We start from the raw sequence: 24,019 nt of genomic DNA, 5'->3' as shown, positions 1-24,019 counted from the left end.
CATCGTGCCGGTCACGTCGAGCTGATGCTGGTGGGGTTGGTCGGGTCGTTGCCCAGCGCGAGGTCGTGGCGGTCGAACTGCTGACCCAGCCGGAGCAGCGCGGCCTCGCGCTCCGCGTCGGTCGACTCCATCCCGAGGACCATCTCGATCACCCAGTCGGCGACGCGCCGGGAGTTCTTGCCCTCCTCGACCAGCAGGTCGACGATGGCGTCGACCAGGGCGCGGTAGGACCAGTAGCCCCCGGCGAACGGGTAGCCGATGGTGCCCCCGACCGGCAGGGAGCCGCGCAGCCACTCGCCGTAGGCGTCGGACGAGGGTGCGCCGGCGGCGTCGCTGCCGCCGAGGATGCCGGCCAGGCCGATCTGGTGGTTGCCGATCGCCTCGCACGCGCCGGCCACCATGCGCAGCTTGGCCGGCTGGATGTCGATGGTGGTGCCGAGCATGCCCTCGAAGTCGTCGCCGGCGCCCTGCTGCGTGCCGCCGCGGGTCAGCGAGTAGTTGTCGGGGAAGCCGTTGACGTCGACGACCATCGCCCGGCAGGCGTCGGCCACCGCCTCCTCGGCCGTCCTGAGGTCGGCGGAGATGTCGCGGATCCTGCTGCGGAACGACTCCCACTTGGCCTCGTAGGTGTCGCCCTCGAGCAGCAGCGAGGTGTCGGCGACCGCGGGCGAGGCGGGATTGACCACCGTGTAGACGCCGATGCTGCTCGACAGCAGCCCCATCGCCAGCCCGAACGGCGGGAAGGCGACCCCGGCGGTGGCACCCAGCAGACCGGCGACCGCGGAGGTGGCTCCGAGGACCGCCGCCGCGTCTTCACCGCTGCCCTTGCCGCTGCCCGCGAAGGCGTTGAAGTCGGCGGCAGCGACCTTGAGGAACTCGCGCAGGCTCTTGTACGAGGCGCTCCACGCCGCCGCTTCCGCGGTCAGCGCGAGACCCGCGGAGTAGACCATCGCGTACTGGCCGCCGATGGTCTTGCCGATGTCGGTGGCGTAGGTGCGCTGGAACGCGTCGACCGCGAGCGAGGTGCTGTCCGCGCTGATGGCGACCTCGGTCAGCGCGTCCCACAGGTCGGGGTCGGCCGAGGTCGGCGGGGCGCCGACGCCCCCACCGGTCGGGGAGCTGCCGGCGTAGAGCTGTCGCGCGACGGTAGCGACGCTGTTGATCTGGTCGGTGAAGTCGTGGGGGTCGGGGCTGTCGTGGACCCAGGGGTAGACCCACGACTCGGCCTCGGCCCGGATCTCGGCCCACGTGGCCGGGGCGTCGAAGAGCCTGACGGCGTAGGAGTTCTCACCGGAGTCGACCAGGCCCTCGCCGGGGCCGAGGTCCTTGTCGAAGTAGAAGCGCTTGCGCTGGCGCCAGCTGCCCCCGGAGTCGCAGACGATCTCGGGGTCACCGGTCCCGCTCAGGGGCAGCCGGTAGACCCAGTCGTCGCCGTCCTTGCCGTCCCAGGTGAGGTTGCACGCACCGGACTCGATCGCGCCCTTGCGCATCCAGGCCTCGATCATCGCCTCGACGAGCGTGTCGCCGATCCCGTCGGCGAGGACGTCGTGCGGAGTGACGACTTCGTCGGTCATGGTGGTCTCCCGGTCGTGGTGGCCGCCCCCACCTCCCGGGAGCGACCTGCTCCGTGGGGATCCCCACGGAGCAGCACCGGCAAACCCGGCGCGCCCCCGACGGCGCACCGGACCGCCTCAGGGACAATGACCGCATGGCAAGGCGCACCACGACGAACGACGTTCCCGACGACTTCGAGGAGCACATCCTCGACATCGACGTCGGCGAGGAGATGCGCAACTCGTTCCTCGAGTACGCCTACTCCGTCATCTACTCCCGCGCCCTGCCCGACGCCCGCGACGGCCTCAAGCCGGTGCAGCGCCGGATCCTCTACACGATGAACGAGATGGGCCTGCGCCCCGACCGCGGCCACGTCAAGAGCGCCCGCGTCGTCGGCGAGGTCATGGGCCGCCTGCACCCCCACGGCGACGGCGCGATCTACGACGCGCTGGTGCGCACCGCCCAGGACTGGTCGATGCGGCTGACGCTGGTCGACGGCCACGGCAACTTCGGCTCGCCCGACGACCCGCCCGCGGCCATGCGCTACACCGAGTGCCGGATGGCGCCCCCGGCGGTGGCGATGACGGCCGACCTCGACGAGGACACCGTCGACTTCAAGCCCAACTACGACGGTCGCGAGACGGAGCCCTCGGTACTGCCGTCGGCCATCCCCAACCTGGTCGTCAACGGCACGACCGGCATCGCGGTCGGCATGGCCACCAACTGCGCGCCCCACAACCTCGTCGAGGTCGTCCAGGCGCTGCGCCACCTGATCAAGCACCCGGCGGCCACGCTCGACGACCTGATGCGGTTCGTGCCGGGCCCCGACCTGCCCACCGGCGGCAAGATCGTCGGCCTCGACGGCATCCGTGACGCCTACGAGACCGGCCGCGGCTCCTTCCGGATGCGCGCCACCGCCCGGGTCGAGACCATCGGACGCCGCAAGGGCATCGTGGTGACCGAGCTGCCCTACACCGTCGGCACCGAGAAGGTCGTCGAGCGCATCAAGACCCTGGTGCAGGGCAAGAAGCTGCAGGGCATCGCCGACATCAAGGACCTCACCGACCGCAGCCACGGGCTGCGCCTGGTCATCGAGGTCAAGAACGGCTTCGTGCCCGAGGCCCTGCTCGAGCAGCTCTACCGGTTGACGCCGATGGAGGACTCCTTCGGCATCAACAACGTCGCCCTGGTCGACGGCCAGCCGCGCACGCTCGGTCTCAAGGAGCTGCTCGAGGTCTTCCTGGCCCACCGCTACGACGTCGTACGCCGCCGCACGACGTTCCGGCGGGCTCGCGCCGCCGCGCGGCTGCACCTGGTGGAGGGCCTGCTCGTCGCCATCCTCGACATCGACGAGGTCATCCAGCTGATCCGGACCTCCGACAACGCCGGCGAGGCCCGCGAGCGGCTGATGACCGTCTTCGACCTGTCCGAGCTGCAGGCCGACTACATCCTCGACATGGCCCTGCGCCGGCTGACGAAGTTCTCGAGGATCGAGCTCGAGAAGGAGCAGGCCGCCCTGCTGGCCGAGATCGAGGCGCTCGACGCGATCCTCGGAGACGAGGCCCTGCTGCGCAAGGTCGTCTCCGACGAGCTCGCCGAGGTCGCCAAGACCTTCGGCACCCCCCGTCGTACGGTCCTGCTCGAGTCGGCCGGCACCCCCGTGGCCGCCAGCGCCGTCGCCCTGGAGGTGCCCGACGACCCGTGCTACGCGCTGATGTCGTCCAGCGGGCTGCTGGCGCGCACGAGCAGCGCGGAGCCGCTCGGGTCCGGCGAGGGACGGGCCAACCACGACGTCGTGGTCTCGGCCGTCGCCACCACCGCGCGCGGCGAGGTCGGGGTGCTCACCTCGGCCGGGCGGCTGGTGCGCCTGGGCGTGCTCGACCTGCCCACGCTGCCGCCCAGCGCCAACGACCCCACGCTGTCCGGGGGGCTGCCGCTCAGCGAGATGCTCTCGCTGGGAGCAGGCGAGCGCCCGCTGGCGCTCTGCACCCTGCGCACCGACGGCCCGGGTCTCGCGCTCGGCACGCGCGACGGCGTGGTCAAGCGGGTCAACCCCGAGGTCCTGGGGCGCGACGACTGGGAGGTGATCGGCCTCAAGGACGGCGACGAGGTGGTCGGTGCCGTCGAGCTGCGCACCGGGGAGGAGTCGCTGTGCTTCATCAGCACCGCAGCCCAGCTCCTGCACTTCCCCGCCTCGCTCGTGCGCCCGCAGGGCCGCTCCGGGGGCGGCATGGCCGGCATCAAGCTCGGTGCCGGCGAGACGGTCGCCTGGTTCGGTGCGATCGACCCGGCCGCGCCCTACGGCTCGGTCGTGGTCACGGCCTCCGGCGCCTCGACGGCCCTGCCCGGCACCGAGCCGGGTGCGGTCAAGGTGACGCCGTTCTCCGAGTACCCCGCCAAGGGCCGCGCCACCGGCGGTGTGCGCTGCCACCGCTTCCTCAAGGGCGAGGACACCCTCGTGCTGGCCTGGGCCGGCACGGCCCCGGCCCGCGCCGCCGCCGCCAGCGGGGCCCCGGTCGAGCTGCCCGCCGCCGACGGACGCCGCGACGGCTCGGGGGTGCCCGGCAGCCAGCCGATCGTCGCCGTGGCCGGGCCGCTGGCCTCCCGGCTGGCCTCGCCGTCGGCCTCCGCGCCGGCCGCAGCCCCGGCCCCCGACGATGTGACAGGCTGATCGCATGAGCTTCCTGCGCCGTACGACCGCGGTCGCGGTCATCGTCCTGACCTCGTCGTTGGGTCTGTCGGCGTGCAGCGGCGACAGCGCCTCGACCGCCAACGCCGCGGCCAACACCGACGGTGACGACACGGTCTCGCCCCAGGAGGCCCTGGCCTTCGCCAAGACCCGGCTCGACGAGACCAGCGGTGTGCGACTCACGCTCGCCACCGATGACGCACCCGAGGCCGAGGCCTACCTGTCGAAGGCCTCCGGGGTGATCACCGCCGACCCGCCGGCCTTCCAGGGCCTGGCGTCCGGCACCTTCGAGGGCATCCCCGCCAGCGACGTCGACATCGTGTCGGTCGGCGGCAAGGTCTACGCCCAGCTGTTCGGCAGCTACCAGGACTTCAAGCTGCCCACCTGCGTGCCCGACCCCGCCGGGCTCCTCGCCCCCGACACCGGGTTCGCCACGGTCCTCACCGCGGCCGAGGACGTCAGCGCCGGCGACCCGCAGCGTGGCGGGGCCGACAACGACGAGATCCTCACCCCCTACACCGCCGTGGTGCCGGGCGAGGCCGTCCAGAACCTCCTGCCCTGCGCACCGGGCGACCGGTTCGACGCGACGTTCACCCTCGACGCCGACGGCCGGCTCCAGGAGGCCGACCTCACCGGGCAGTTCTTCGAGGGCGCCGGCACGATCACCTACTCGATCACCATCGACGACTACGACGTCGACCAGGAGATCTCGAAGCCGTGACCACCGCGGGCGCGCGCGTCGAGGTCGACCGGCGGTCGCGGACCCTGCTCGTGTTCTGCGCGGCCGCGGTGATGTTCGCCGCCATCGACACCTACGTCGTGGTGCTCGCGCTGCCCGACATGATGGCCTCGGTCGACATCAGCGTCGACCAGCTGCAGCGCGCCGCCCCGATCGTCTCCGGCTTCCTGCTGGGCTACGTCGCGGTGCTCCCGCTGATCGGGCGGGTCGCCGACCTGCGCGGCCCCGTGCCCGTCCTGGCGGCCTCGCTGATCGCCTTCGCCGTCGGCTCCGCCGTCACCGCGGTCGCCTACGACCTGCCGAGCATCGTGCTGGGCCGGTTCCTGCAGGGCGTCGGCGGCGGCGGCCTCGTGCCGGCGACCATGGCGCTGGTCGCCGCGACGTACCCGGTCGAGCACCGCGGGCTGCCGCTCGGCCTCGTCTCGGCCGTCCAGGAGTTCGGGGCGGTCCTCGGACCTCTGTTCGGGGCCGCCGTGCTCGCGTTCACCTCCTGGCGGGGCATCTTCGCCCTCAACTGCGCCGCCGCCGTCGCCCTGTGGGCCGTGGTCCGGGTGCTGCGTCGCGCCGACGACCAGACGGGGACCGACGACGGCGCACCCGGGCGCCGTGGGCGCCGCGACGTGCCGGGCGCCCTGGCGCTCGTCGTCGCCGTGGCGGCGGCCCTCATGGCGATCAGCCCACCGCAGCGGCTCTACACCGACCTGACCTACGGCGAGCTCTTCGTCCCCGTCGTGCCCGGCGGCGGCCGCTGGGTGCAGCCGATGGGGCTGATCGCCGTCGTGGCGTTCCTGGTGTTCTGCGCGCGGTGCCTGCTGGCCCGCCGACCGCTCGTCGACGTGCGCTCCTGGGGCCGCAGCCTCGCCGAGGCCGACCTGGCGGGGGCCGCGCTGCTCGCGGTCGTCCTGGGCGGCATCGTCCTGGCCTTCGCCACCGCCGACCCCGAGGTCTCGGTCCTCTCCGCGCAGGGTCCGTGGTTCCTGCTCGGCTCGGCCCTGGCCCTGGTCGCCCTCGTGCTCCACCTGCGCCGTACCGAGGACCCGCTGGTCCCCCGCGGCACGCTCTCCGCGCGGCCGGCCTGGGGCTCGCTGGTGGTCAGCCTGCTCGTCGGCTGGGCGCTGATCGCCGCCCTGGTCGACATCCCGCTGTTCGCCCGCACGGCCGAGAAGGGCTACACCCAGCTCGACGCGGCCCTGGTGCTGCTCCGCTTCCTCGTCGCCCTGCCCGTCGGCGCCGTCGTGGGCGGCGTCCTGGTGCGCCACCTGCCGGCCGGTCTCATCACGGCGGCCGGGATGCTGGCCGCCTCGGGCTCGTTCTGGTGGATGTCGCACTGGGACCAGTCCACGCTCGACTCGGCCGCCACCCCCACCGTGGCGCTGGTCCTGGGCGGGCTCGGCTTCGGCCTGGCCCTCGCGCCGGTCAACGCGGCCATGCTGGCCTCCACGCGCGGCGACACCCACGGCCTCGCGAGCGCCCTCGTCGTGGTCGCCCGGATGGTCGGCATGCTCGTCGGGATCTCCGTGCTGACCACCTACGGCCTGGCCCAGCTCTACGCCGCCCGCCGCGACGACCCCGACCTGGGCGTCCGGGCGCTGGGGATCCTGCAGGAGCAGGCGGTGTTCGAGGGAGCCACGGTGGTGGCGCTCGCCGCAGCGGCCCTGGCGCTCGTGGTGCTGCGCGGCGCCCCCACCCGCGGCGTCGGGAGCGGACAGGTGCTCGGCGCGTCCGGCTAGGCCGATAGATTCCTCCCGTGCCTGACTTCGACGACCTTCTTGCTGCCAACCAGGAGTACGCCGCCGGCTTCACCCAGAGCGGCCTAGACGGTGTCGCCCGCCGGGGCGTCGCCATCGTCACCTGCATGGACTCCCGCATCGACCCCCTCGGCATGCTCGGCCTGAAGGCCGGCGACGCCAAGATCCTGCGCAACCCGGGTGGCCGGGTCGACCACATCACGCTGGAGGCCCTCGTGCTGGCCGTCCACCTGCTCGGCGTCGAGCGCGTGATGATCGCCCCCCACACCAAGTGCGCCGTGGCCTCCAACACCGAGGCCGAGCTGCGCTCCCGGATCGAGGAGTCGGCCGGCATGGACGCCAGCTGGCAGAGCATCCACGTCGTGCGCGACCAGCTCGACTCGTTGGCCGACGACGTCCAGAAGGTCCGCACCCACCCGCTGGTGCCCGAGACGGTGCAGGTCGGCGGCTTCATCTACGACGTCGACACCGGTCTGCTCGAGCGCCAGTACTGAGCCGGGGTGCGCGGCCTACGCGTACTTCTGCGCGTGGCCGCGCACCATCAGCGCCTCGAGCTGCGAGAACCGCAGCGCGATGAGCTGGACCGCCGGACCCATCAACGACAGCGGCGTCGTCACGTCGCCGTCGAGGCGGCCCTCCGGGCCCGTGTAGTGGTGCTGGGCCCCCAGCAGGTGGCCCACCTCGTGCGCCATCGTCTTGGCCGTGCCCTGGGGCACCCCGGGTGCTGAGACCGAGCCGAGCTCGCCGACGGCGAAGGCCCGCCGGGCGAACCGGATGCCGCCGATGCAGTCGGCCAGCCCGGCCAGCTGGCCGCCGGTCGCCGCGCCGTTGACGATGTCCTTGTCGGTGAGCACGTAGACGACGTCGGCGTCGGCGGGGCGCCGGCCGCCGTAGAGCTGCTTGGCTTGGGCGAGCAGCCCACCGGCGTCGCGACCGGCGAGCCGGACCGCGTCGTACGTCGCCACGACCGAGACCCCCAGCGGCGCGTAGGCCCGGCGCATGCCGGCCACCGCCGCCACCGCCTCGGTGCGACTCGCGCCGTCGAGCACGATGCGCAGGTCGAGCTGCACCTTCTCGGCGGTCAGCGCGACGGTGTGCGGGGTCAGCTGCAGGCAGCTGCCGAGCAGCGCATCGGTGTCGGGGAAGTCGATCGGCGACCGCTGCGGCTGCGCCACCACGCTCGGACCGGTCGCCGTCAGCGCCGTCGCGACCGCCGCGGCGAGCAGCACACGCACGCTCGTCCTCTTGCCCACGCAGGGACAACGGTCCGCCGGCGTCGGGGTTAGGCCCGACGCCCCATCACGACGGTGTGGTCGCCCACACCCGGCCCGAGGACCTGCCACCCCTGCGTCGCGTAGAGCCGGCGCGCGGGGTCGGCAGGGTCGTCGGTCGTCATCAGCAGCAGACGGTCGTGCGGCAGGCCCTCGACCACGGCCCGCAGGAGGCCGCGGCCGAGCCCCCGGCCCCGGGCGTCCGGCACGACACCGATGCTCACCATCTCGAAGTGCCCGCCCAGCCACGCGGCGGCCACGTCGGGCGCCAGGGCGGTGGCGACCTGGTCGGTCCACCACTGACCGTGCTCGCCGGTGTAGCCGTACGCGAGACCGACCAGCCGGTCCGCGTCCAGCGCGCTCGCGAGCCGGAACCCGGCACGCGCCAGGTGGCGCTCCCAGACCCGCGCCCGCCAGGTCGCCTCGTCGGGCTGGTCGCCGAAGACGGCGTCGTACGCCGGCCACACACCGTCACGATCGGCGTCGGTGACCTCGATCCGGACCGCCTCGGTCATCAGGCGTCCAGGGACTCCACGTCGACCTCGTAGGCACCCTGGACGATGAACTCCTTGCGGGGCGCGACCTCGGAGCCCATCAGCAGCTCGAAGACCGACGCGGCGACGTCGGCGTCGTCGACGGTGAGCTTGCGCAGGGTGCGGCGGCGGGGGTCCATGGTCGTCTCGGCCAGCTGGTCGGCGTCCATCTCGCCGAGGCCCTTGTAGCGCTGCACCGGGTCCTTCCAGCGGATGTTCTTCTTCTTCAGCTCGGCGAGCTTTCGTTGCAGCTCGTCGTCGGAGTAGGTGTAGAGGTACTTGTCCTGGCCCTTGCGCGGACTGGAGATCTCGATGCGGTGCAGCGGCGGGACGGCGGTGAAGACCCGGCCGGCGGTGATCAGGTCGGGCATGTACTTGAAGAACAGCGTGGCCAGCAGGCAGCGGATGTGGGCACCGTCGGAGTCGGCGTCGGCCATGAAGATGATCCGGCCGTAGCGGGCGGCGTCGAGGTCGAAGGTTCGCCCCGAGCCGGCGCCGACGACCTGGATGATCGAGGCGCACTCGGCGTTCTTGAGCATGTCGCCGACCGAGGCCTTCTGGACGTTGAGGATCTTGCCGCGGATCGGCAGCAGCGCCTGGAACTCGGAGTTGCGCGCCAGCTTGGCGGTGCCGAGCGCGGAGTCGCCCTCGACGATGAACAGCTCGGTGCGCTCGTTGTCGGCGGCCCGGCAGTCGGCCAGCTTGGACGGCAGCGACGACGACTCGAGGGCGTTCTTGCGGCGCTGGGTCTCCTTGTGCTGGCGAGCCGCGATGCGGGTGCGGGCCGCACCGTAGACCTTGTCCATCAACGGTCGCGACTGGCGCTTGTCGGCGGCCTTGGTCGAGGTGAGGAACTCGGTGAAGTGCGCGGCCACGATCTTGCGGACCTCGGAACGCACGGCGGGGGTGCCGAGGATCTCCTTGGTCTGGCCCTCGAACTGCGGCTCGGCCTGGCGCACGGTGACCACGGCCGTCATGCCCTCGAGGATGTCGGACTTCTCGACGTCGGGGTCGTTGACCTTGAGCACCTTGGCCGCCCGCATGGCCTCGTTGAACGGCTTGACGAGCGCGGCCTCGAAGCCCGCGACGTGGGTGCCGCCCTTGGGGGTGGCGATCACGTTGACGAAGGAGCGCAGCTCGGTGTCGTAGCCGGTGCCCCAGCGCACCGCGATGTCGACGCCGAGGGTGCGGTCGACGTCCTGGGGGGTCATGTGGCCCTGGGAGTCGAGCATGGGGACGGTCTCGGTGAACGAGCCCGAGCCCTGGATGCGCAGCACCTCGGTGACCGGCTCGTCCTTCGCCAGGAAGTCGGTGAACTCGGCGATGCCGCCGTCGTGGCGGAACTTCTCCTCGGTGGGCGTCTCGCCGCGCAGGTCGCGGATGACCAGCTCGAGACCGGGCACGATGAACGACGTCTGCCGGGCCCGGCCGACCAGGCCGTCGCGTTCGAACGTCGCGTCCTTGGTGAAGATCCGACGGTCGGGCCAGAACCGGATCCGGGTGCCGGAGGTGTTCTTGGCGACCCGCTTGCCCTTGCGGGTCATCCCGCTCTGCTCGACGAACGGCGCGTCGGGACCCTCGCCGTCGAACACGCCCGGGGCACCGTGACGGAAGCTGATGCCCAGGCTGCTGGGCGACCGGTCGACGTCGATGTCCATGCGCGCCGACAAGGCGTTGACGACCGACAGACCGACCCCGTGCAGGCCGCCGGTCGCGACGTAGGAGCCGCCGCCGAACTTGCCGCCGGCGTGCAGCTTGGTCGCGACCACCTCGACGCCGGGCAGCCCGGTCTTGGGCTCCTTGTCGGTCGGGATGCCGCGACCGTCGTCGTGCACCTCGGCCGAGCCATCGGGGTGCAGCGTCACCTCGACGCGGTGGGCCGCGCCCGCCAGGGCCTCGTCGACCCCGTTGTCGATGATCTCCCACAGGCAGTGCATCAGGCCACGCGTGTCGGTCGAGCCGATGTACATGCCAGGACGCTTGCGCACCGCCTCGAGGCCCTCCAGCACGAGCAGGTGGGCAGCGTTGTAGGTGTTGTCGACGATCGGGGGGCTCCTGAGCGGTGTGCGGAGGGGTGGTGCGCCCGCGACGGTCGCCGGGCACACTCGAATCTACTAGCGACACGCCGTGCACCGATGCCGCCACGCCCCGACCGCCCGCGTCACGATGAGGACAAGATCCGCATCTCGTCTTCGTATTTCGCACCCAGACGGCCTTCTCGGCGTCACACTTGACGAGAGGGCCACCCCACCCGACCGGGGCGGCCACGGCACCGAACCACCACAGCTCGACCGCACGACAGGCACCGACCAGCACCAGCCAGGCACCACGACCGGCCCCCATCGGCGGTTCGCCAACTGAACACCCCGACGGCCCGCCACGACGACGACGTCATGGCACCGCACCGCACCAACCGGGGACATCCTGCGTGAGGACGAGTGGCGTGTGCCACGTGGGAGCGGGAATCTTGCCCCCGCTCGCTACGTTGGACACAGCACCGACTGCAATGAGAAAGAGGCCTCAAGTGACGACTGCAACCGCCCCCAGCACCACCATGACTGCTGAGGACCGCTGCGACCGCTGCGGTGCCCAGGCCTACCTCCGCGTTGAGCTCCAGAGCGGCGGTGAGCTGCTCTTCTGCGCCCACCACGCCAGGGAGCACGGAGACAAGCTCAAGGAGATCGCCGCGACCGTGGTCGACGAGACGCACAAGCTGTCCGCGACGCCGAGCCGCCCCTCCGACGACTGAGCACCGCACCCACCCCCTAGCCCACGACGGCCCCGGACCTCGGTCCGGGGCCGTCGTCGTGTCCACAGCACCGGTCTGCGAACCTCTCCCCCGTGGTCGTCGTGCTGTCCCTCCTCGCCGCGGCCGCCTACGGGTTGTCGGACTTCGTCGGGGGCGTCGTCTCGCGCCGGGTCAGCCCCTGGACCATCGCCCTGACCTCGCAGGTCGGCGGGGCCGCGGGCGCCTGGTCCTCGGACTGGTCCTCGGGGGCACCCCGCAGCGCGAGGACCTGGGGTGGGCGCTCCTGGCCGGCCTCGGCAACGGGGTCGGCACGGCGTTCCTCTACCGGGGGCTGGCGGCCGGTCGGATGGGCGTCGTGGCCCCGGTCTCCGGCGTCGGTGCCGCCCTCGTGCCGCTGGTCGTCGGGGTCTCGACCGGCGACCGGCCCGGCCTGCTGGCCTGGTGCGGCATCGCCGCCGCGCTGCCGGCGATCTGGCTGGTCGCCCGCGAACCCGCGCACGACACCGCCCCCGAGGCGGGCCCGGTGTCCGCCGGCCTGGTCGACGGACTGCTCGCCGGCCTCGGTTTCGGGGTGCTCTTCGCCGCCCTGGCCCAGATCCCGGAGGAGTCGGGCTTGCTGCCCCTGGCCCTCAACTCGGCCGTCGGGGCGGTCGTCGTCGTCGCGGTGGCCACCGCCCTGGGCCGGCCCTGGGCCCCCCGGGAGCCCGCGGCGTACGCCGGGGGGTTCAGCGGGCTGCTCGGGGCGGGCGCCGTCGCCCTCTTCCTGGTCGCGACCCGGACCGGCTACCTCACGATCGCGGCGGTCCTGACCTCGCTCTACCCGGCCTTCACCGTACTGCTGGCCACCGCGCTGCTGCGCGAGCCGGTGCACCGTCACCAGGTCGCGGGACTGGCCCTGTGTGCCGTCGCCGTGGGCCTCATCGCCGCTGCGTGAGCAGCACCCGGACCCGGCGCGTCCGCGCGACCCACCGCCGCGCCGTGACATGATGGGCCCCACACCAGGTCGCTCCGACCGACTGCCCCCCAGCTGTCGGAGCGACCTGGTGCTCTGCTTCCCCGCCGCCTCGTGCCCCGCTGCGTGCCCTGCCTCCTGCCTGCACCTGAGGGCACCGGCCGCCGACGGGACCTTCGGTCCTGGTGGCGCGCCCGGAGCGGGATGAGCATCGGCGGGGGTCGTGATCATCGGGGTCGCGGCCACGCTCACGAGAGGGAGACGTCACGATGAGGGATCTGAGGAGCATGGGTGTGGCGGCCGCGCTCGCGGCCGCCGTGGTGCTGGTGCCCGGCACCGCTCACGCCGACGAGTCACCGACCATCAACGACACGGCCACGCTCGGCCAGGCCAAGCTGGCCGGCCCCGACGAGGTGCGCGCGCGGTTCCGCCTGACGTGCCCGCGGGGCGACACCTTCAGTGCGTTCATGGTCGGGCTGCAGGCGGTGCCGGCGAGCTGGCCCGTCCCCGTCACCAGCGACGTCGCCGCTTCCGGTGACGCGACAGGGACCTGCCGGGGCACGCCGCAGCAGGTGACGATCAGCCTGGTCAACCACGGCACGGACTACTTCGGCGAGCCGGTCTACGTCGCGCTGCACAAGGGCTGCAGCATCGAGTACGGCGTCACCTTCACCGGCCCCGACTGGTTCGTCGCCTTCGACCGGGGCGGGGCCGACGGCGGACCCGACGGACCCGGACCTGCCCTCTGCTACCGCTAGTCGCAGGCTGAGACACGCCGGCGCAGACGCGACGGGGCCCCGGGACCGATGCGGTCCCGGGGCCCCGTCGTCGAACGAGGAGCAGTGGCGCTCAGTCGAGGTAGTCGCGCAGGACCTGCGAACGGCTCGGGTGACGCAGCTTGGACATCGTCTTGGACTCGATCTGACGGATCCGCTCGCGGGTCACGCCGTAGACCTTGCCGATCTCGTCGAGGGTCTTGGGCTGGCCGTCGGTGAGACCGAAGCGCATCGAGACCACGCCCGCCTCGCGCTCCGACAGGGTGTCGAGGACGGCGTGGAGCTGCTCCTGCAGCAGGGTGAAGCTCACCGCGTCGGCCGGGACGATCGCCTCGGAGTCCTCGATGAGGTCACCGAACTCGGAGTCGCCGTCCTCGCCCAGGGGCGTGTGCAGCGAGATCGGCTCGCGGCCGTACTTCTGGACCTCGATGACCTTCTCGGGGGTCATGTCGAGCTCCTTGGCGAGCTCCTCGGGCGTGGGCTCGCGGCCGAGGTCCTGCAGCATCTGACGCTGGACGCGGGCGAGCTTGTTGATGACCTCGACCATGTGGACCGGGATCCGGATGGTGCGGGCCTGGTCGGCCATGGCGCGGGTGATCGCCTGGCGGATCCACCAGGTGGCGTAGGTCGAGAACTTGTAGCCCTTGGTGTAGTCGAACTTCTCGACCGCGCGGATCAGGCCCAGGTTGCCCTCCTGGATGAGGTCGAGGAAGAGCATGCCGCGGCCGGTGTAGCGCTTGGCCAGCGAGACGACCAGGCGCAGGTTGGCCTCGAGCAGGTGGTTCTTGGCGCGACGGCCGTCCTCGGCGATCCACTCGAGCTCCTCGAGGACCTTGGCGCTGATCTTGCCGCCCTTGGCGAGCTTCTCCTCCGAGAACAGGCCCGCCTCGATCCGCTTGGCGAGCTCGACCTCCATCTCGGCGTTGAGGAGCGGCACCTTGCCGATCTGCTTGAGGTAGTCCTTGACGGGGTCGGCGGTCGCGCCGGCCACCATGACCTGCTGGGCCGGCTCGTCGGTGTCGTCGGCGGCGGAGACCACGAAGGTCGAGGTGGAGGTGGCCTCCTCCTCCGCCTCCTTGATGGTGGGGTCGGCCTCGACGTCCTTCTCGAACTGGTCGTCGGGCAGGTCGGGCAGGATCTTCTTGCCGTCGGGTCCGACGACGGCCGGGGGCTCGGCGACGGCCGGCGCCGCAGCGGCCTTCTTGGCCGCGGCCTTCTTGGCGGGGGCGGCCTTCTTGGCCGGGGCAGCCTTCTTGGCCGCAGGTGCCGGCTCGGCCGGCTCGGCCACCGGCGTCGCCGCAGCCTTCTTGGCGGCGGGGGTGGCCGTCTTCTTGGCGGCCGCGGTGGCGGTCTTGCGGGTGCCGGTGGCGGCGGCGGCGACCCGGGTGTCGGCCGGCAGCTTGACGCTGAGGCCCAGGCCGCTCAGGTGCTCGAGCAGCGACTTGAGGTGGCGCGGCTCGACGCCGGCGTCGTCACTGGCGCGCCGCACCTGGTCGGGACTGAACGTCCCGGTCGGGGCGGCCCGCTCGATGAGGTCGACGACGGCGGGGTGCGCGAGCACCTCGGTGGGGATCTTGCGTGCGTTCGAGGACACGAACACCTCTCGTCAGGCAGGTTGTGGCAAGGGGAGCTGAAGTGGGGCTGGGCGGTTCGGGGCGCGACAAGGACCGCTGTCGTCAAGAGCCGCTCGGCTCATTCTGCCACGCCCCCGGTGACGGCCCGACCACGGCCCACGAGGGGGTCGAGGGGCCTCAGGTCGCGGGGCTGTGGCGCAGGCTCAGGCGGTGGCCGCCTTGGCGGCGGCCTTGGCCTGCTTCTTGAAGTCGCGGACCTTCTGCAGGCTCGCCGGGTCGACGACGTCGGCCACCGAGCGGTAGCCGTCGAGGGCATAGTCGCCGGCGACCTTCTCCCAGCCCTGCGGGCGCACGTCGAGCTGCTTGGCCACCAGCGCCACGAAGATCTTGGACTTCTGGGCACCGAACCCGGGCAGGACCTGCAACCGCCGGGCAAGGTCCTTGCCGTCGGCGGCCTCGGTCCAGATCCGCTCGGCGTGCCCGTCGTACTGCTCGACGACGACGCGGGCCAGCTCCTGCAGCCGCGTGGCCATCGAGCCCGGGAACCGGTGGATCGCCGGCGTGGTCGAGCACAGCGCGGCGAAGGCCTCGGGGTCGGCGTTCGCGATCGCGTGGGGGTCGAAGCTCCCGAACCGCTCGACGACCTTGGCCGGCCCGCGGAACGCGTGCTCCATGGGGTACTGCTGGTCCAGCATCATCGCCGCGAGCACCGCGAACGGCGACCCGTCGAGGACCTGGTCGGCTGCTGGATCACCGGTGATGTGGAAGCCCATGGCGGTCATCCTCTCGCAGCTCCGGTCAGCTCCCGTCGGCCGCACCATGCCGGCGGGCCGCCTAGGGTGATCGGCGTGGAGAACCTGACGCTTCCCGACGGACGCCTGCTCGCCTACGACCTCGGCCCCGGGGACGCCTCGCTGCCGGTCGCGGTCGCGCACCACGGCACCCCCGGCGCCGGTACCCGCGACCGCCACCTCGACGGCGCCGCCGCAGCGGTCGGCCTGCGGGTGGTGACGTTCTCGCGGGCCGGGTACGGCGGCTCCACGCGCCGGCCCGGGCGCTCGGTCGCCGACGTCGCCGACGACGTCGCGGCCCTGCTGGACCACCTCGGGGTCGAGCGCTGCGTGACCCTGGGCTCCTCCGGCGGCGGACCGCACGCGCTGGCGACCGCGGCCCTGCTGCCGCACCGGGTGGCCGGGGTGCTGAGCATCGCCGGGGTCGGGCCCTGGGACGCAGCCGACCTCGACTTCCTGACGGGGATGGGCGAGGACAACCTCGAGGAGTTCGGCCTCGCCGTCGACGGCGAGGACGCCCTGCGTCCGTGGCTGCAGGCGCAGGCCGAGGCCCTGCGCGAGGCGACCCCCGCCCAGATCGTCGACTCGATGACCTCGTTGCTGCCGCAGGTCGACCGCGACGCGATCCTCGACCCCCGCGGAGCCGGGGTGGGCGAGGACCTCGCCGCGTCCTTCGCCGAGGCGCTGCGCCTCGGCGTCGACGGGTGGGTCGACGACGACCTGGCCTTCACCCGCGCCTGGGGCTTCGACCCGGCCGACGTGCGCGTGCCCGCGTTCGTGTGGCAGGGCGACGCCGACCTGATGGTTCCGGCCGGCCACGGGGCGTGGCTGGCGAGCCACGTGCCCGGGGCGACAGGGCACCTGCTCGTCGGCGAGGGCCACCTGTCGATCGAGCTCGGCCACACCGAGCAGATGCTCGGCGAGCTGCGCGCGACGCTGGGCTGACGCTTGGGTGAGGCTGGGGTGAGGCTGGGGTGAGGTCCGGCTGACCGGTCAGGCCTTGACGGCCAGCACCGGGCAGTGGGCGTCGAGCAGCACGCGCTGGGCGTTGGAGCCCAAGATGAGCTTGCCGACCGGCGTACGGCGGCGCAGGCCGATCACGATGAGGTCGGCGTCCTGCGCCTCGGCGACGCTCACGAGGTCCTCGGCCGCCTCGAAGCCACGCACCAGCTGGCGGACCTCGTAGGTCACGCCCGACGCGTCGAGGCGGGCCCGCACAGCCGTGAGGTCGGGCTCGGCCTCGTCGCCGCGGGCCCGGTGGGAGTGGACGACGATCAGCTCCGAGCCCCGCAGCCTGGCCTCCTCGACGGCCTTGTCGAGGGCGGCTTCACCCTCGGGCTTGGGCACGTATCCCACGACCACGATCGACATGCCGTGCACGTTACCGCGCGCGACCGCACCGAGGGCTGTGGAGAACGCCGCCGGGCCGTCGTCGGGCTGGGGCAGGCTTGCGCGCCATGGACCCCGCCACCGTCGCACCGCCGCGCGTGATCACCGAGCCGGTCGACCGCGGGCTCCTGGCCCTGCTGCGTCGTGCGGTGCTGGCCCACGCCACCAGCGAGCCGCGCCGGGTGTTCCCGCCCGCGGTGCACGTGGGGGTGCCGGGAGCCTCGAGCGTCGTGCTGACCCTCGGCGACCAGCGTCTCGACCACGCCCTGCGCACCGACGCGCTCGAGGCGATGGCGCGTCGTGCGCGAGCGCCGTCGGCCGCGTCCACCCTGGTGTGGCTGACCCGACCCGGAGACCCTCTCGAGACCCGCGACGTCGACCTGGCGTGGTCGGCCGCGGCCCGCTCGGCCGCCGCCGAGCTGGGTCGGCCCCTGCCGATGGTGGTCGTCGGACGACGCAGCTGGTGCGACCCGGTGAGCGGCGTCCACCGCGCCTGGGTGCGCCTACGTCGCGCCGAGACCCACGACCCGGTGGGTCACGCCACCGGCCCGCGTGGTCAGGCTGGCGAGGCGGGCTGAGGGGTCGCCCTGGCGGGTTCGGCGTCGGAGGTCTCGACGCTCGGCCGCGGGCGGCCTCGCACCTCGACCACCGTGGGACGCCCGACGCTGCCGAGACCCACCGTGGCGGTCGGCGTCAGCTCCAGGTGTGGACGGGCTCGTTGGTGTGCATCCGCTCGCGGTAGTCGAGCAGCGTCGCGCGCAGCGCGTCGAACCGGTCCTGGCTCCCCCGCTGCTCCATCTCGCGCACGAACCACTCCGCCCCGTTGGTGCCGAGCAGGCAGCGCTGCTCGATGATGCCGAGGAGCCGGTCGCTGGTGCCGGCGTCGACCCCCCAGGCGTCGAGGCCCTGCTGGGCCAGCGGCAGCAGCCGGCGCAGCACCAGCTCGGTGGCCCGCACCTGGCCGACGCCGGGCCAGTAGACCTGTGCGTCGATGCCGTGCTGGGCCGCGAGGTGGAAGTTCTCCTCGGCGGCGCTGAACGACATCTGCGACCACAGCGGCCGCTCGCTCTCGGCCAGGTGGCGCACCAGCCCGAAGTAGAACGCCGCGTTGGCCATGGTGTCGGCCACCGTCGGGCCCGCGGCGAGCACCCTGTTCTCGACCCGCAGGTGGGGCGCGCGCTCGTCCGGCGGCCCGGTGACGTCGTAGACCGGACGGTTCCAGCGGTAGATCGTGCCGTTGTGCAGCCGCAGCTCGTGGAGCTCGGGGGTGCCGCCGGCCTCGAGCACCGCCAGCGGGTCCTCGGCGTCGGTGATCGGCAGCAGCGCGGAGAAGTAGCGGACGTTCTCCTCGAAGAGGTCGAAGACCGAGGTGATCCAGCGCTCGCCGAACCAGACTCGGGGGCGGACCCCCTGGGCCTTGAGCTCGATGCTGCGCGTGTCGGTGGCCTGCTCGAACAGCGGGATCCGGGTCTCGCGCCACAGCTGGCGACCCAGCAGGTAGGGCGAGTTGGCGCCGACGGCCAGCTGGATCGCCGAGATGGCCTGCGAGGCGTTCCAGTAGGAGGCGAACTGGTCGGGCGAGGTCTGCACGTGCAGCTGGGTGCTGGTGCAGGCCGCCTCCGGCAGGATCGAGTCGGAGGTGGTGTCGAGCCGGTCGACGCCGCTGATCGAGATCGCGAGGTCCTCGCCCCGGGCGTCGAGGATCTGCTCGCTCAGCAGCCGGTAGCGCGGGTTGGCGCTGATGCTCTGCGGCGCCATGTGGCCCGCGGCCAGCGTCGGCAGGATGCCGATCATCACCAGGTGCGCGCCGACCTCGGCCGACTTGGCCTCGGCGTCGTTGAGGCTGCGCCGCAGGTGGCCCTCGAACGTGTCGAGCCCGCCCTCGCGCAGCTTGGCGGGAGGGACGTTGATCTCGATGTTGAACTGACCCAGCTCGGTCTGGAAGTCGGGGTCGGCGATCGCCGCGAGGGCCTCGGCGTTCTTGAGCGCCGGGTCGCCCCGGTCGTCGACCAGGTTGAGCTCGACCTCGAGCCCGGTCATCGGGTCGTCGGTGTCGAACGCCGAGTCGCGCAGCATCCGGGCGAACACGTCGAGGCACCGACGCACCTTCTCGCGGTGACGGGTGCGGTCGGCGGGGGTGAACTCCTGGAGGTCGACCTCTTCGCCCATGACCTGAACCTAGGGCACGACGACCCTCCCAGGCTCGACACGAGGGGTGGAGCCGCGTCCCGGACCGACCTCAGCCGGCCTCAGCCGGCCTCAGCCGGCCTCAGCCGGTCTCGGTCGCGTCGAGACCGTCCCTCCAGTCGAAGCCCTCGGCCATCACCGTCGGGGGCACCGCGCGCTCGAGCGCCTCGGCGATGAGCGCGGCGAGCCCGTAGCCCGGGTCGACCGCCTCGCAGCGGTCGAGGGCGCACCAGGCCAGCGCACCGTCACCGGCCTGCCACGCCGCCCAGGCCAGCAGCGCCGCGGGCGCCGGCACCAGCTCGCGCGGCGTACGGCGCAGGACGTCGGTGAAGAGGGCCACCGCCGGGCGGGCCGCAGCCCGGGTGATGGCCGACCACGCCGCGTCGCGCACGCGCAACGACCGCATGCCGCACAGCAGGCGCGCAACCTCGGCGTCGGTCGGCGGAGGCGCCGGGTGCACCGGGTGCACCGGGGACGGCGGGGCCGCCGCGGCCGCGAGGTAGCGCGTCACGAGCGCGTGGGTCCAGGTGCCCTCGGCGAGCTCGGTCGACACCGAGGGCGGGTGGGTCGGTGCCCCGGCCACGAGCGCGGCGAGTCGGGCGACGGCCGCGGGGTCGGGCTCGAGGGCGGCGGCGAGGTCACCGCGCGAGCGGTGCAGGACCCGGCCGTCGACGACGGCCTGGGCCAGGAACGGGTGGACGGCCAGCCTCGCTGCGTCGAACGCGACGCCGACGCCGTCCTCGCCGTGGTCGTCGAGCAGGGGCCACCACCGGTCGCTGCCGACCCGCAGCGCCTCGACGACGACGATGTCGTGCTGCGCGAAGGCCGACCGCAGGGCGCGCCACGCGAGCCGGGCGCGCTCGGGGTGTGCGGTGTGGAGCATCAGCACGACCCGGCCGACGCCGTGGTGGGCCGCCGGCTGCACCAGGGTCCGGGCCAGCGCGGGCATCGCGGCTGCCTCGGGCGGTAGGTCGACGCGGGCGTGGAAGGGGTGGGCGGCGTCGAAGGTGAGCATGACGACCGACTCGCTGGGCCAAAAGCCCAGGACGACCGCGCTCGCGGCGAGCAGGTCCTCGGGGCAGCGGGCGGTGAGGCGGGTGGGCGGCGGGGTGGAAGGGGTCATGGGCCGACGGTCCCCACGCCCACCGACACCTGCTCCTCGGCGCCGTCGGGCCTGTGGAGGGCCCGCTCGGGAGGGCGCCTGTGGACCGCTCGTGGTCAGGTCGGCCGGTCCGCGGAGGTAGTTTCGGCCCGTGCGGAAGCAGGCGTCGATCCTCCACCTCGACCTCGACGCCTTCTACGCCTCGGTCGAGCAGCGCGACAAGCCGTCGCTGCGCGGCAAGCCGGTGGTCGTGGGGGGCGTGGGCGGTCGCGGGGTGGTGGCGACGGCCTCCTACGAGGCCCGCCGCTACGGCGTCCGCTCGGCCATGTCGACGCGCGAGGCGCGCTCGCGCTGCCCCCACGCGGCCTTCCTCACCGGCCGTTTCCACGCCTACCACGAGGCGAGCGCGATCGTGATGGGGCTGCTGCGCGAGGTGTCGCCGCTGGTGGAGCCGCTGTCGCTCGACGAGGCGTTCGTCGACCTCGCGCAGGCCGACCTGCCCGACCTCGAGGTGGCGACCGTGACGGCGTACGCCGCCGCCCTGCGCGACCGCGTCGCCGAGGCCACCGGCGGGCTGACCGCGTCGGTCGGGCTGGGCACCTCGAAGTTCATCGCCAAGGTGGCCAGCGACCTGGAGAAGCCCGACGCCCTGGTGGTGGTGCCCCCGGGCACCGAGCAGGAGCTGCTGCGCCCGATGAGCGTGACCGTCATCCCCGGGGTCGGCCCGGTGACCTCCGAGCGCCTGCGTCGCGCCGGAATCCTCACCGTCGCCGACCTCGAGGCCGTCGACCTCGAGGAGCTGGTCCGCCTCGTCGGTCAGGCCCAGGGCACCGGGCTGCACTCCCTGGCCCGCGCGCTCGACGACCGCCCGGTCGTCGCCGAGCGCGAGGCCAAGTCGGTCAGCGCCGAGGGCACCTACGAGACCGACCTGACCGACCGCCGGCTGATGGAGGGGCTGCTGACCCGCCAGGCCAGCGAGGTCGCCGCGCGGCTGCGCAAGCACGGGCTGTCGGGGCGCACCGTGACGATCAAGGTGCGCCTGCACGACTTCACCACGCTCAACCGCTCCACGACCCTGCCCGCGCCCACCGACAGCGCCGCCGTCGTCGGCCGGCTCGCACGCGCCCTGCTGACCGACCTCGACACCTCCGGCGGCGTCCGGCTGCTGGGGGTGGGCGTCTCGGGCCTGGCCGACTGGATCCAGGACGACCTGTTCGGCGAGTCGGCCGAGGGCGAGCCGCAGGACGCGGACCCGCCCGGCCTCGACGCCGTGGAGGCCGGCGTGCGGGCACGGCGCGCGACCTACGCCCCCGGCCAGGACGTCGAGCACGACGAGATGGGTCGCGGCTGGGTGTGGGGGTCGGGTCGCGGGGTGGTGACGGTGCGCTTCGAGACCGCCGGTACGCCGTCGGGCCCGGTGCGGTCCTTCGCGCTCGACGACCCGGCGCTGCACCCGTGGGCCCCGCCGGAAATGCAGGTGCTCGAGGACCCGCCGCACGCGTAGCGTCGATCGTCGTGGACATCACCCCCGTCGACCTCGACAGCGACCTGGCGCTGCGCGCCGCCTACGACGTCGAGCGCCGCGCGATGCTCGTGGGCCGCGAGGACCTGCCCCACTGGTCGTGGCCCGAGATGGCCTCGAGCTGGCGCCACGACGACGTCGGCGAGAAGAAGGTGCTGCTCGGCGGCTGGGAGGACGGCCGGATGGTCGCCACCGGCGGGCTGGTCGGCGGGCTGCTCGACAACACCGAGAAGTGCTGGCTGGGCGTCTGCGTCGACCCCGACCACCAGGGTCGCGGACTGGGCCGGCAGCTGCTCGAGGCGGTCGAGCGGCTCGCCGTCGACGACGGACGCACCGTGCTCCTCGCCGAGACCAAGCTGCCCTTCGACCAGGTCACCTCGCACCGCAACCGTCGCTTCGCCGAGGAGGCCGGCTACTCCTTCTCCAACGTCGAGGTCGTGCGCCACCTGGCGCTGCCGGTCGCCACCTCCGCGCTCGAGCGCTGGGCCGCGCAGGCGGCGGTCGAGCACGAGGGCTACCGGATCGAGACGTTCCGCGACCGCGTCCCCGACGATCTGCTCGACTCGCTGGCCGCGATCTACGGCCAGCTCTCGGTCGACGCGCCCACCGGCGAGGTCGACTGGGAGGAGGAGGTGGTGACCCCCGAGCGGCTGCGCGACCAGGAGGACATGCTCGTCTCGTCGGGCCGGCGCGTGCACTGCACGCTGGCGCTCGCCCCGGACGGCTCGGTGGCGGCGTACTCCACCATCGCGGTGCCGCCGGCCGGCGGTCGCACCGACGCCTCGCAGTGGGGCACCTTCGTGGGGCGCGAGCACCGCGGACGCCGGCTGGGCCTGGCCACCAAGGCCGCCAACCTGCGCTCGGTGCAGGAGGCGCACCCCGAGATCCGCCGCGTCGTCACCCAGAACGCCGAGGCCAACGACTGGATGGTCGCGATCAACGAGCAGATGGGCTTCGAGCCCGTGGAGGCGTCGGTCGAGCTGGTCAAGCGGGTCTGAACCGCACCGGGTCGCCGGGGCGCAGCTGGGCGACCCGGGCGAGGTCGTCGGCGGGCACCACCGCGACCACGGGGTAGCCGCCGGTCGCCGGGTGGTCGGCCAGGAGCACGACGGGCTGCCCGTCGGGCGGTACCTGCACCGCGCCGAGCACCATCCCCTCGCTGGCCAGCTCGCGGACGTCGGTCCGTTCGAGCACCTCGCCCGCCACGGCGGCCAGGCGCAGGCCGACGCGGTCGGACGCCGGCCCGACGGCGTACGACGTGGCGCAGAGCCGCGCGAGGGTGCCGGCCGCGAACCGGTCGAGCCGGGGGCCGGGGTGCACGCGCAGGACCACGGGGCCGGGCGACCAGCGACCCGGCACCTCGACGGTCGCGGGCGGGCCCGCCGGCGGGCCGACCGGCAGCAGGGTGCCGGCCAGGACGCGCGGCGGTCCGACCCAGGCCAGCGTGTCGGTCGAGCGCGAGCCCAGCACGGGCTCGACCGCCCAGCCGCCGGCGACGGCGAGGTAGGAGCGCACGCCGGCCGTCGCGGGGCCCAGGCGCAGGACCGCACCGGCGGGCACCCGCTCGGCTCGCCCGTGGCCGCGGGCGCGCCCGTCGACGGTGACCTCGCAGGCCGCCCCGGTGACCGCGACCCAGCGCGCCTCGCCTGCCCGCAGCACCAGGCCGCTGAGGGTGACCTCGAGGACCGCCGCGTGCGGCGGGTTGCCGACCAGGCGCCCGGCGAGCCCCGCCGCCGGGCGGTCCAGCGGCCCCGCGCGGGGCACGCCCAGGTGGGCCAGGCCCGTGCGGCCGCCGTCCTGCACGGTGACCAGGCCGGGGGCCTCGAGCACCTCCCAGGTCATGCGGGCACGAACCGGACGCGGGTGCCCGGCGCGAGCAGCGCGGGCTGCGGGCGGGCCGGGTCCCACAGCGACACGTCGGTGCGGCCCAGCAGCCGCCAGCCCCCCGGCGACGACGTCGGGTAGACCCCGCACCACGACCCCGCCAGGCCCACCGACCCCGCGGGCACGCGGGGGCGCGGGCTGTCGAGCCGGGGCACGGCGAGCCCGTCGGGCAACCCGGTGAGGTAGGCGAAGCCCGGCGCGAACCCGCAGAACGCCGAGGTGAAGGTCAGCTCCGCGTGACGGGCGACGACCCCGGCCCGGTCGGTGCCCCACCGCTCGGCGACGTCGTCGAGGTCGTCGCCGTCGTAGGTCGTCGGCACCTCGACCAGGTCGCCGTCGACCGCCGCAGCCCCCGGACGCCACCGCTGCAGGACCCGGCGCAGGGCGGCGGGGTCGACGACGCCGTCGAAGAGCACGGTCCGGGCCGCGGGCACGACCTCGACCGCGTCGACGCCCGTGCGCCGGGCCCACGACGCCAGGTCGAGCGCGACGGCGGCGCCGGCGACCTCGGCCAGGTACGCCGACGGGCCGACCGGGACCAGGTGCATGCCACCAGTGT

22 protein-coding genes are annotated in these 24,019 nt (G+C 73.4%); 11 read left to right on the top strand and 11 right to left on the bottom strand.

What is annotated here, in order from left to right; all coding sequences use genetic code 11:
- Nucleotides 1–11: 11 nt before the first annotated feature.
- A complete protein-coding gene (locus FZC61_RS13945) occupies nucleotides 12–1,574 on the bottom strand; it encodes a hypothetical protein (protein WP_148614778.1) in 1,563 nt (520 codons plus the stop codon).
- Between the two features lie 134 nt (nucleotides 1,575–1,708).
- On the opposite strand from FZC61_RS13945, the gene FZC61_RS13940 reads away from it, so the two are divergent.
- The 4 genes from FZC61_RS13940 to FZC61_RS13925 are packed head-to-tail and all read left to right on the top strand — an operon-like array spanning nucleotide 1,709 to nucleotide 7,224.
- On the top strand, nucleotides 1,709–4,225 hold the full coding sequence (locus FZC61_RS13940) for a DNA gyrase/topoisomerase IV subunit A (protein WP_148614777.1): 2,517 nt from the start codon (nucleotides 1,709–1,711) through the stop codon (nucleotides 4,223–4,225).
- A gap of 4 nt (nucleotides 4,226–4,229) precedes the next feature.
- Nucleotides 4,230–4,964: an LppX_LprAFG lipoprotein gene (locus tag FZC61_RS13935; RefSeq protein ID WP_148614776.1), complete on the top strand. Its 735-nt coding sequence runs from the start codon at nucleotides 4,230–4,232 to the stop codon at nucleotides 4,962–4,964.
- A complete protein-coding gene (locus FZC61_RS13930) occupies nucleotides 4,961–6,712 on the top strand; it encodes an MFS transporter (RefSeq protein WP_246142691.1) in 1,752 nt (583 codons plus the stop codon). Before FZC61_RS13935 ends, FZC61_RS13930 begins: the two co-directional genes overlap by 4 nt.
- Nucleotides 6,713–6,729: 17 nt before the next feature.
- Nucleotides 6,730–7,224 carry a beta-class carbonic anhydrase gene (locus FZC61_RS13925; RefSeq protein ID WP_148614775.1) on the top strand — a complete coding sequence of 165 codons (495 nt, stop codon included), beginning with the start codon at nucleotides 6,730–6,732 and terminating at the stop codon, nucleotides 7,222–7,224.
- Nucleotides 7,225–7,239: 15 nt separating this feature from the next.
- On the opposite strand, the gene FZC61_RS13920 is transcribed toward FZC61_RS13925, so the two are convergent.
- Genes FZC61_RS13920 through FZC61_RS13910 form a run of 3 tightly spaced genes read right to left on the bottom strand, consistent with a single transcriptional unit; the run spans nucleotide 7,240 to nucleotide 10,579 of the window.
- The gene (locus tag FZC61_RS13920) at nucleotides 7,240–7,965 is read right to left on the bottom strand and encodes a zinc-dependent metalloprotease family protein (RefSeq protein WP_148614774.1); all 726 of its coding nucleotides are present in this window, start codon (nucleotides 7,963–7,965) and stop codon (nucleotides 7,240–7,242) included.
- Nucleotides 7,966–8,012: 47 nt separating this feature from the next.
- A complete protein-coding gene (locus FZC61_RS13915; RefSeq protein ID WP_148614773.1) occupies nucleotides 8,013–8,516 on the bottom strand; it encodes a GNAT family N-acetyltransferase in 504 nt (167 codons plus the stop codon).
- Nucleotides 8,516–10,579 carry a DNA gyrase/topoisomerase IV subunit B gene (locus tag FZC61_RS13910; protein ID WP_484214015.1) on the bottom strand — a complete coding sequence of 688 codons (2,064 nt, stop codon included), beginning with the start codon at nucleotides 10,577–10,579 and terminating at the stop codon, nucleotides 8,516–8,518. The genes FZC61_RS13915 and FZC61_RS13910 overlap by 1 nt, the downstream gene beginning before the upstream one ends.
- A 461-nt stretch (nucleotides 10,580–11,040) precedes the next feature.
- On the opposite strand from FZC61_RS13910, the gene FZC61_RS13905 reads away from it, so the two are divergent.
- The 3 genes from FZC61_RS13905 (at nucleotide 11,041) to FZC61_RS13895 (ending at nucleotide 12,993) form a co-directional block, all read left to right on the top strand.
- Nucleotides 11,041–11,283 (top strand): DUF7455 domain-containing protein, encoded by a 243-nt coding sequence (locus tag FZC61_RS13905; protein ID WP_211357268.1) that lies wholly within the window; start codon nucleotides 11,041–11,043, stop codon nucleotides 11,281–11,283.
- A gap of 355 nt (nucleotides 11,284–11,638) precedes the next feature.
- Nucleotides 11,639–12,217, top strand: a complete 579-nt coding sequence (locus FZC61_RS13900; RefSeq protein WP_246142690.1) for a DMT family transporter — start codon at nucleotides 11,639–11,641, stop codon at nucleotides 12,215–12,217.
- A 287-nt stretch (nucleotides 12,218–12,504) separates the two neighbouring features.
- Nucleotides 12,505–12,993: a hypothetical protein gene (locus tag FZC61_RS13895; RefSeq protein ID WP_148614771.1), complete on the top strand. Its 489-nt coding sequence runs from the start codon at nucleotides 12,505–12,507 to the stop codon at nucleotides 12,991–12,993.
- A gap of 91 nt (nucleotides 12,994–13,084) precedes the next feature.
- Here FZC61_RS13895 and FZC61_RS13890 read toward each other — a convergent pair whose 3' ends face one another.
- Together FZC61_RS13890 and FZC61_RS13885 are read right to left on the bottom strand one after the other, a co-directional pair.
- The gene (locus FZC61_RS13890; protein WP_148614770.1) at nucleotides 13,085–14,611 is read right to left on the bottom strand and encodes an RNA polymerase sigma factor; all 1,527 of its coding nucleotides are present in this window, start codon (nucleotides 14,609–14,611) and stop codon (nucleotides 13,085–13,087) included.
- Nucleotides 14,612–14,788: 177 nt separating this feature from the next.
- Entirely contained in the window at nucleotides 14,789–15,358 is a 570-nt protein-coding gene (locus tag FZC61_RS13885; protein ID WP_148614769.1) for an HhH-GPD-type base excision DNA repair protein, read from the bottom strand.
- 75 nt (nucleotides 15,359–15,433) lie between these two features.
- Here FZC61_RS13885 and FZC61_RS13880 point away from each other — a divergent pair, with 75 nt between their 5' ends.
- The gene (locus FZC61_RS13880) at nucleotides 15,434–16,321 is read left to right on the top strand and encodes an alpha/beta fold hydrolase (protein WP_148614768.1); all 888 of its coding nucleotides are present in this window, start codon (nucleotides 15,434–15,436) and stop codon (nucleotides 16,319–16,321) included.
- 48 nt (nucleotides 16,322–16,369) lie between these two features.
- Here FZC61_RS13880 and FZC61_RS13875 read toward each other — a convergent pair whose 3' ends face one another.
- The gene (locus tag FZC61_RS13875) at nucleotides 16,370–16,747 is read right to left on the bottom strand and encodes a universal stress protein (RefSeq protein WP_148614767.1); all 378 of its coding nucleotides are present in this window, start codon (nucleotides 16,745–16,747) and stop codon (nucleotides 16,370–16,372) included.
- Nucleotides 16,748–16,833: 86 nt separating this feature from the next.
- Between FZC61_RS13875 and FZC61_RS13870 the strand changes: the two genes are divergently transcribed.
- Nucleotides 16,834–17,343: a hypothetical protein gene (locus FZC61_RS13870; RefSeq protein ID WP_211357252.1), complete on the top strand. Its 510-nt coding sequence runs from the start codon at nucleotides 16,834–16,836 to the stop codon at nucleotides 17,341–17,343.
- 115 nt (nucleotides 17,344–17,458) lie between these two features.
- Here FZC61_RS13870 and FZC61_RS13865 read toward each other — a convergent pair whose 3' ends face one another.
- Both FZC61_RS13865 and FZC61_RS13860 read right to left on the bottom strand, forming a co-directional pair.
- Nucleotides 17,459–18,934, bottom strand: a complete 1,476-nt coding sequence (locus FZC61_RS13865) for a glutamate-cysteine ligase family protein (protein WP_148614766.1) — start codon at nucleotides 18,932–18,934, stop codon at nucleotides 17,459–17,461.
- A gap of 100 nt (nucleotides 18,935–19,034) precedes the next feature.
- Complete coding sequence (locus tag FZC61_RS13860; RefSeq protein ID WP_148614765.1) at nucleotides 19,035–20,075, bottom strand: DUF4192 domain-containing protein; 1,041 nt, start codon at nucleotides 20,073–20,075, stop codon at nucleotides 19,035–19,037.
- A gap of 130 nt (nucleotides 20,076–20,205) precedes the next feature.
- Between FZC61_RS13860 and FZC61_RS13855 the strand changes: the two genes are divergently transcribed.
- Together FZC61_RS13855 and FZC61_RS13850 are read left to right on the top strand one after the other, a co-directional pair.
- On the top strand, nucleotides 20,206–21,558 hold the full coding sequence (locus FZC61_RS13855) for a DNA polymerase IV (RefSeq protein WP_148614764.1): 1,353 nt from the start codon (nucleotides 20,206–20,208) through the stop codon (nucleotides 21,556–21,558).
- An 11-nt stretch (nucleotides 21,559–21,569) separates the two neighbouring features.
- The gene (locus FZC61_RS13850; RefSeq protein ID WP_148614763.1) at nucleotides 21,570–22,574 is read left to right on the top strand and encodes a GNAT family N-acetyltransferase; all 1,005 of its coding nucleotides are present in this window, start codon (nucleotides 21,570–21,572) and stop codon (nucleotides 22,572–22,574) included.
- On the opposite strand, the gene FZC61_RS13845 is transcribed toward FZC61_RS13850, so the two are convergent.
- Nucleotides 22,561–23,418 carry a 5-oxoprolinase subunit C family protein gene (locus FZC61_RS13845; RefSeq protein ID WP_148614762.1) on the bottom strand — a complete coding sequence of 286 codons (858 nt, stop codon included), beginning with the start codon at nucleotides 23,416–23,418 and terminating at the stop codon, nucleotides 22,561–22,563. The genes FZC61_RS13850 and FZC61_RS13845 overlap by 14 nt on opposite strands.
- Complete coding sequence (locus tag FZC61_RS13840) at nucleotides 23,415–24,008, bottom strand: 5-oxoprolinase subunit B family protein (RefSeq protein WP_148614761.1); 594 nt, start codon at nucleotides 24,006–24,008, stop codon at nucleotides 23,415–23,417. The genes FZC61_RS13845 and FZC61_RS13840 overlap by 4 nt, the downstream gene beginning before the upstream one ends.
- Nucleotides 24,009–24,019 lie beyond the last annotated feature (11 nt).

Source organism: Nocardioides rubriscoriae, assembly GCF_008087085.1.
GTDB lineage: Bacteria > Actinomycetota > Actinomycetes > Propionibacteriales > Nocardioidaceae > Nocardioides > Nocardioides rubriscoriae.
Note: the sequence above shows the minus strand (reverse complement) of the source record. Positions and strands in the feature narration are given on the sequence as shown.